The 7,291-nt window shown below is 61.3% G+C and carries 7 protein-coding genes; 2 read left to right on the top strand and 5 right to left on the bottom strand.

The features are described from left to right. The first annotated feature begins 359 nt into the window (after positions 1–359). Positions 360–596 carry a hypothetical protein gene (locus ACTO3O_RS09575; RefSeq protein WP_297831665.1) on the top strand — a complete coding sequence of 79 codons (237 nt, stop codon included), beginning with the start codon at positions 360–362 and terminating at the stop codon, positions 594–596. A gap of 95 nt (positions 597–691) precedes the next feature. On the opposite strand, the gene ACTO3O_RS09570 is transcribed toward ACTO3O_RS09575, so the two are convergent. Genes ACTO3O_RS09570 through ACTO3O_RS09560 form a run of 3 tightly spaced genes read right to left on the bottom strand, consistent with a single transcriptional unit; the run spans position 692 to position 3,506 of the window. Then, complete coding sequence (locus tag ACTO3O_RS09570; RefSeq protein WP_297831662.1) at positions 692–1,522, bottom strand: 2,3,4,5-tetrahydropyridine-2,6-dicarboxylate N-succinyltransferase; 831 nt, start codon at positions 1,520–1,522, stop codon at positions 692–694. Between the two features lie 21 nt (positions 1,523–1,543). Continuing rightward, positions 1,544–2,773, bottom strand: coding sequence for an endonuclease/exonuclease/phosphatase family protein (locus ACTO3O_RS09565; RefSeq protein WP_297831660.1), 1,230 nt, complete (start codon positions 2,771–2,773; stop codon positions 1,544–1,546). 34 nt (positions 2,774–2,807) lie between these two features. Next, positions 2,808–3,506 (bottom strand): rhomboid family intramembrane serine protease, encoded by a 699-nt coding sequence (locus ACTO3O_RS09560; protein WP_297831655.1) that lies wholly within the window; start codon positions 3,504–3,506, stop codon positions 2,808–2,810. Between the two features lie 888 nt (positions 3,507–4,394). Here ACTO3O_RS09560 and ACTO3O_RS09555 point away from each other — a divergent pair. Beyond that, the gene (locus tag ACTO3O_RS09555) at positions 4,395–4,718 is read left to right on the top strand and encodes a hypothetical protein (RefSeq protein WP_297831652.1); all 324 of its coding nucleotides are present in this window, start codon (positions 4,395–4,397) and stop codon (positions 4,716–4,718) included. Between the two features lie 97 nt (positions 4,719–4,815). Here the strand turns inward: ACTO3O_RS09555 and mutL are convergent, their stop codons facing one another. Together mutL and ACTO3O_RS09545 are read right to left on the bottom strand one after the other, a co-directional pair. After that, a complete protein-coding gene (gene mutL, locus ACTO3O_RS09550) occupies positions 4,816–6,849 on the bottom strand; it encodes a DNA mismatch repair endonuclease MutL (protein ID WP_297831649.1) in 2,034 nt (677 codons plus the stop codon). 44 nt (positions 6,850–6,893) lie between these two features. Continuing rightward, positions 6,894–7,193, bottom strand: coding sequence for a hypothetical protein (locus ACTO3O_RS09545; protein ID WP_297628617.1), 300 nt, complete (start codon positions 7,191–7,193; stop codon positions 6,894–6,896). Positions 7,194–7,291: the final 98 nt, after the last annotated feature.

Genomic DNA, 7,291 nt, shown 5'->3' with positions numbered 1-7,291 from the left:
ACTCGATGTTTTCGAATTAAAGTCGGGCGGCTGTCCATGTCGAGGAGACTGTTTATCTCTTCTCTCTGATCCGCTTAGGCCGCGGGGGCCCCTACTTTTTACTATGTGGTAACCGACGCTGCCTGTGAGGGCAATGCAAACGTAGTTTGCAAATTGCCGAGCGGCGAGGAGGAAAACAAGCGTAGCGCAGTTAAAAAGTAGGCAAAAAGCACATTCAAGGGGGACTTACATCCCCCTTGAAAATCCCCCGGCGATTCCTTTAAGGTAGAGGCAGTCTCCTTTATGCCGCAATCCTGCGACCCGTAGGGTCGCGCAGTCCGTCGCCACCCCCTGCGGTGGCTGCAACTCGGCGGAACTCGTTGCACTCTCCGCTGGCGGCGAACCGCACACGCACCGCCCCGGGCTACCGCGACTACGGCCGCGCGAGCTATGAGGGTGTAGCAAGGAGCGTCGGCAACAGCGGGTACAGTTGGTCGTGTACGCCGGTGACGGGCGACGTCACGGTGCGGTATTTGGGCTTCTACACGCAGGGCCTCTACCCCAGCAACGCGCACTATCGCGGCCACGGTTTTCAGTTGCGTTGCCTCTCGGAATAAACGCCGCGTGCCCGCGGGGGGCAATGGGCTGGAACTACCCTAAACAACCGGCTGCCTCTACCCTAAGTCGGATCTACTCCGACCAACCGCGCGTGCTACGCCGAGACGCCGAAGTCCCGTAGCGCCTCGTTCAGCGACGTTTTGAGGTCGGTCGAAGGCTTGCGCTGACCGATAATCAGCGCGCACGGCACCTGATACTCGCCCGCCGGATAGTGCCGCGTGTAGGAACCCGGAATCACCACCGACCGCGGAGGCACATGTCCCTTGTATTCCACCGGTTTCTCGCCCGTCACGTCGATAATCTTCGTCGATCCGGTGATGACCACGTTCGCCCCCAAGACCGCCTCGGCGCCGATGTGCGCCCCCTCGACCAGGATGCACCGCGAGCCGATGAAACAGTGATCCTCGACGATCACCGGAGCGGCCTGTACCGGCTCCAGCACCCCGCCGATTCCCACTCCGCCCGACAAGTGCACCCCCTTGCCGATCTGCGCGCACGACCCCACCGTCGCCCACGTGTCGACCATCGTCCCCGAATCGACATAGGCTCCGATGTTCACATACGACGGCATCATAATCACCCCCGGCGCCAGGTAAGACCCGTAGCGGGCCACTCCGTTCGGCACGACCCGAACCCCGAGCGATTCGAAATCCTGCTTCGTCTCCATCTTGTCGAAGAATTCGATGTCGCCGCTGCTCATCCGGCGCATCTTCTGGATCGGGAAGTAGAGAATCACCGCCTTTTTGACCCATTCGTTCACCCGCCATGCCCCGTCGCTCCCCGTCGGTTCGGCACAGCGCAGGGTGCCTTTGTCCAACCGGTCGATGACCTCCCGAATGGCCTGTTTCGTTTCCGGTCGGTCCAACAAAGTCCGATCCGTCCATGCCGCTTCGATAAGCGATTGTATTGCAGTCTGTTCTGTCATGTGCTGATTAGGAGTGAAAAGTTATTTCCGTTTTTCTTTGGCCGCGCCGTCGGCCGGCGATAAGCCGATCCGGACGAACACCGGATTGTGATCCGACCACGGCAGCGCGTCGGAGCGGTATTCGAGCGTTTCGAACTCCGGAGCGTGGAAGACGTAGTCGATCCGGAGCATCGAGAAGAGTCGGTTGTAGGTGTATGCGAATCCGCTGCCGGCATTGACGAACGTGTCGTCCAACTTGCCGCGCATTTTGTGGTAGGTGTACGAGACCGGCGTGTCGTTGAAGTCGCCCGTGACGATGGCCGGATAGGGCGACGCTTCGATCATCCGCGAGATGGTGTCGACCTGTACGGCCCGTCGGCGGTAGTTGTCGCGCAACCGCCCGGCGAGGCTGCGGACGAAGTGTTTGCTCTCCTTGTCGCCCCGCACGTCGAGCCGTTCGACCCGGTCGCGGCTCCATTCGTCGACTTGGGTCGATTGGAGGTGGTTGTTGAAGAGTCGCAGGGTGTCGCGCCCGGCGAGCAGATCTGCCTGGAGCATGGTGTTCCGCGAGCCTTCGAACAGGGTGCCGCTCGCCTTGAGGATCGGCAGCCGGCTGAAGATCGCCACGCCGTATCCCACCTCCTCGGCGCCGCCCGAAACGAAGTGATAGGCCCGGTACGGCCAGTCGCGGTAGAGGCTGTCGATCAGCCGCACGTCGCCGCGGTTCATCGTCTCGTACTCCTGAAAGCAGATGACGTCGGGCTGCATGCGTTGCACGTAAGCGGCCACGCTGTCCACCATACGCCGATATCCGTCGTGTCGGCTCTGTTCGTAGACGAAGCCGTGGGTGTTATAGGTGAGGATCGAGAGTCGCGCGGGCTCTTTTTTAGCCGTTCGCCGTGCGGCCGCGGTCGTGTTTTCGGCGGGGTACTCCTTGCGGAAGTCGAAACGGACAAGGGTGCCGAGGTGTCCGAGGCCGAGCAGCAGCGTGATGGCAGGCACCAGAGCCCACCATCTCCAGCGGAGAATCCATACGAGCAGCAGGACGAAGTTGCCGAAGAAGAGGAACGGGGCGCCGAGTCCGAAAAAGGCGAAAATCCAGCTCCGTTCCGGACTGATTCCGGTGCTGAGGTAGGCCATGACGAGCGCGCCGGCGAACAGGACGGTGACCAGCACGAGCAGCAGGTGCAGCAGCGTGTGCCACCATCGTCTCGGCTGGCTCTGGTCGAGGTAGTAGTAATTGCTTCCGGCGTTGTAACGGTTGGCGCTCATCGGGGCGGAGGAGTAAGAGGGGGAGAGGAAAGGGTTAGTAGTAAATTTTGCCGGTTCGTTTCCATATCCGGAGCAGAATGAACCCGAAGAGCATCCCGCCGACGTGTGCGAAGTGGGCGATGTTGGATCCCTTTTGCGTCACGCCGAGGAAGAGCTCCAGCACGCCGTATGCGACGACGAACCACTTGGCTTTCATCGGAATCGGGGGGATGAGGAGCATGATCCGGTCGTTGGGATGGAACATGCCGAAGGCGAGGAGCACGCCGAACACGGCTCCCGATGCGCCGATGGTGACGATGTTGTCGGCCCAGGCTTGCAATTGTGCGGGCATGGTTTCGGCGTAGCCGAGTCCGAGGAAGTGGTTGTATTCGACCCAGTTTACCGCCAGGTTGCACAGCCCGGCTCCCACGCCGCAGATCAGGTAGTAGGCGAGGAATCGTCCCGACCCCATGTCGTATTCGAGCACGCGGCCGAACATCCAGAGGGCGAACATGTTGAAGAACAGGTGGTCGAAACCTCCGTGGAGGAAGAGGTAGGTGAGGGGTTGCCAGAGGTGGAATTCGGTGGATTTCCAGAAGTGGAGTCCGAAGAGGTCGATCATGCGTTCGCCTCCGACTCCTTCGGGCAGGGCGATCTGCGCGACGAAGACGATGACGGTCAGGATGATGAGGTTCATCACCACGCTGCTGCGGGGCGACCCGGCGCGTGGGCCGAAGATGTTGCTGTTGTTCATTCGTTTTCTTGTGCTTCGAGGTCGGTTCGTGTATTTCGAGGGTCTTGCTTGTTGAGGTTTTTGCGGTTTCTTGCTTCCGCCGGGGGCGGTGTCACGCGGTACTCAAAAGCGGGCGGCCTTGATTTTGGGGTAGAGGCGGCGGGTTATTTTGGTTGAGGCTACCCCAAACAACGGGTAGCTTCGCCCCTATTTTAATTTGACTCCGGCGTCCGGAGCCAACGTGGGCCAAACGAGCATCGCGAGTGGCGGCCCTACGCCGGGGATGGCTCCGGCCCGCGCGATTCCTTGAATCGCAAGCATTCGTGCCCCGTTTTTTTGGGGGGGGGTCGGGCTGCGCGCTCCGGGGGTGGGCCAAAGGCCCAGCGCGCAGGCCCGGCGGTTCAACGAACCGCAAAAGCATAGTCTATTCGTCTTCGGCGCACCTCCCCCGCGCCGCTATGGCGTCGCTCTCGCCGAGGACGGCGATTCCTCACGGAATCGCGCTATTCGCTCTCAGTCTATAGCAGTTCGCCGCCAGCGGTGAATGCAACGAGCCCCGTCGAGTTGCAGCCCGCCGCGTGGGGTGGCGGCGAACTGCGCGGCTCTGCGAGCCGCAGAAGCTCGGCCCGGCGCGGCGCGAAAACCTGCTACAGTTTTCGCGCCCGAAGAACAGGCACAGCCCAAAGCTCGCCCCAATTCTCTGCCCCGTGTCCGCCTCACTGCGGCTCCGCTTTCGCTCCGCCACGTTTTCGCGCGCTCCGTTCTTCGTTCGCGCGCCTTGGGAAATCTTGTCAAAACTCGCTTGCGAGTTTTGACAAGATTTCCCAAGGCGGGGCGCGCGGATCGAGCTTTGTCCCGCCTTGAACTGTTCCTTTTGTGAACAAAAGGAACCGAAAAAACTTTAGACGGATGCTTACGCATCCTCAAACTGCTGACGGCCCAACCCAGTTTGCGCGCCTGGGGAAATCTTGTCAAAACACACAAGCGAGTTTTGACGATTTCCCTCTTAAGGCGTGGCGCGCGATCTGGTCATTGCCCGGACGGGTACTGTTCTTTTTAACTTCGCTGCGCTCGTTTTCCTCCTCGCCGCTCGGCAATTTGCAAACTATGTTTGCATTGCCCTCGCTGGTAGCGTCGGTTGTGAACAAAAAGAACCAAAAAAACTTTAGACGGATGCTGACGCATCCTCCCGCTGCCGACGGCCCAAATCTTTTGTCCGCGCGCTGGCTATAAGGCAGAAACAACCCTAACAAAACACCCTGTGGGTGTGTGGACGGGAAATGCTCACGCATTTCCACTGGTCGCCTCTAATCCTGTTGTTCGACGCGTATCAGCGTTTCAGCCGTTTCTCCGCCTCCAGCGCCGAAACGACGCTCATCACCGGTCGCCCGTCCGGCGTATAGTTAGGCTCGTCGCAACTGAACAGTTTGCGTATCAACGCCTCCGCCTCCATCGTCGTCACAGAACCCGCCCCGCCCGCAGCGAAGAGCGGAGCGCAACAGCTTCGGGCCATAGCCTCGGCCAGCCGTTCGCGGTGGTTGTCCCGCAGCGAGACCCCCTCCTCCTTGATCTGCCGGAGCAGCTCTTCCACCGCCTGTGCCGGAGCCGTGCTCTCGCCCATCTCGACCGGCAGCCCGTAGACCACCACCGTCGTCCCTCCCATATCCCGGATGTCGAACCCCATCGCCGCCAGCTCCGCCGTGTGTTCGACCAGCAGAAAGTGGTCGGCCGCCGCCAGTTCGATCCGTTCCGGAAAGAGATCCCGCTGGCCCACCACCGAAAAGTCGTTCTCCATCCGCTGCAAAAACTCCTCGTACAAAATCCGCATCCGCGCCCGCGCCCGATCGATGATCACCAGCCCGTCCGCCGTTGCCGTAGCGATATATTTCCCCGCCCCGAACACCAATGCCCGGGCCGTTGTGTCGTCCGGCATGCCGTTCGCCGCAGAACGAATCGTTTCATCGTCGACGAAAACCTCGGTCGTCGTTTCCAGCGGCAAAGTCCCTTGCAATGTATCGTTGCCGTTCGCCTCACTCCCGCCGTTGCTTCCGCCGAAGTCCGGAATCAGCAGGTCGGGCGGAATCATCTCCGTAAACGGCGCCTGTTCCGGATCCTCGAAAGCCGCCCGCGCGCTCCCCGACCTGCCCCCCATTCCGAAATCGGTCGTCGCCGGCGTGTCCCACTCCTTGCGGTCGTAGCTGCGGAACGGGTTGTAGTCATCGCGAGTCGCTGCCGGCGGCGGAGGCGGCATGCGCCTCCCGCTTCCGATGCCCGAACCGCTCCCGTCCGCATCTTGTCGCGGCGACGGGTTGTAAACCGGAATGTCGATCGGCGTCGGGTTGTCGAAGTCGAGCATCGGCACGATATTGTGCCGCCCCAAGCTCCGCCCCACCGCCGAAGCGAGCATCTGCCACAACGCCTGCTCCTCCTCGAACTTGATTTCGGTCTTCTGCGGATGGATGTTCACGTCGATGCGCGACGGGTCGACCTCGATATAGATATAATATGACGGCGTGTAGCCGTACGGCAGCAGTTTGTTGTATCCGTTCACCACCGCCTTTTGCAGGTACGAGCTGCGGAAATAGCGCCCGTTCACGAAGAAGAACTGTTCGCCGCCGCTCTTTTTGGCCGTCGCCGGGAGCCCGATGTAGCCGCCGATCCGCACGATCGGAGTATCGACCTCCACATCCAAGAGTTTGTCTCCCGTCTTGCGTCCCACGACCGCCGCGATGCGCTGCCGCAGTCCGCCCGGCGCCAGGCTGAACAGCGTCTTGTCGTCCGCCACTAAGGTGAAAGCCATCTCCGGATGGCACAGCGCGACGCGCTGGAACTCCGTAATGACCTGCTTGGTCTCCGTCGGATTGGCTTTGAGAAACTTCCGCCGCGCCGGGGTGTTGAAGAAGAGGTTGCGCACCGTGATCTGCGTCCCTTTCGGACAGCTGACGCTTTCGGTGCGCGCGTCGGCCTCCGTCCCTCCCGCAATGGTGACCAGCGTCCCCACCTCGTCCTCCTCGCGCCTCGTCCGAAGCTCGACCTCGGCCACCGAGGCGATCGAGGCGAGCGCTTCGCCGCGGAACCCGAAGGTGCGCAGCGCGAAGAGGTCTTCCGACTCCCGGATTTTCGACGTAGCGTGTCGCGCGAAGCAGACCACGGCATCTCCCGCCGCCATTCCGCATCCGTCGTCGATCACCTGCACGAGGCTCTTGCCGCCGTCCCGCACCACGACGCTCACGGCATGGGCCCCGGCATCCACCGCGTTCTCCATCAGCTCCTTGACCATCGAGGCGGGACGTTGCACCACCTCGCCGGCCGCGATCTGGTTCGCGACGGTGTGGGGAAGTATCTGTATCAGATCGTTCGACACGGGTTATTGCATTAAATGAAGTGTGGAATCAGCGGGGGAAGAGGCTACATCGCCCGTCCGAGGTAGTTGAACATCAGGTAGAGCACCGCCACCGCTCCGGCCAGAAAGAGCACCGTGCGGATCGAGTTGCGTTTCTGCCGCTGCGCCCGTTCGCGCTCCTGCTCCTGCATCCGCAGCAGACGCCGCTCGCGGATGTACATCCCCGGCCGGTACTCTCCCTCGGCGTAGTCGTCGCCGAGGATCATCCGCCGCCGCGTTTCTCGCTCTTCGGCTTCCGGATCCCAGTAGCGGGGTTTGTATTCGAACTGACGGGGCTTGCGCCCGAATCCTATGAATCCTGCCATGGCGGTCGTGTGTTTTGGTCGGTACAAAGATAACATATTCCGAACGGATTTCGGTGTCGGAGAATTGTGCGGGGGTGTGGTCATATTGCAGAGGGGAC

The organism is Rikenella sp., from assembly GCF_056799795.1.
This window is presented reverse-complemented; position numbering and strand designations above follow the sequence as displayed.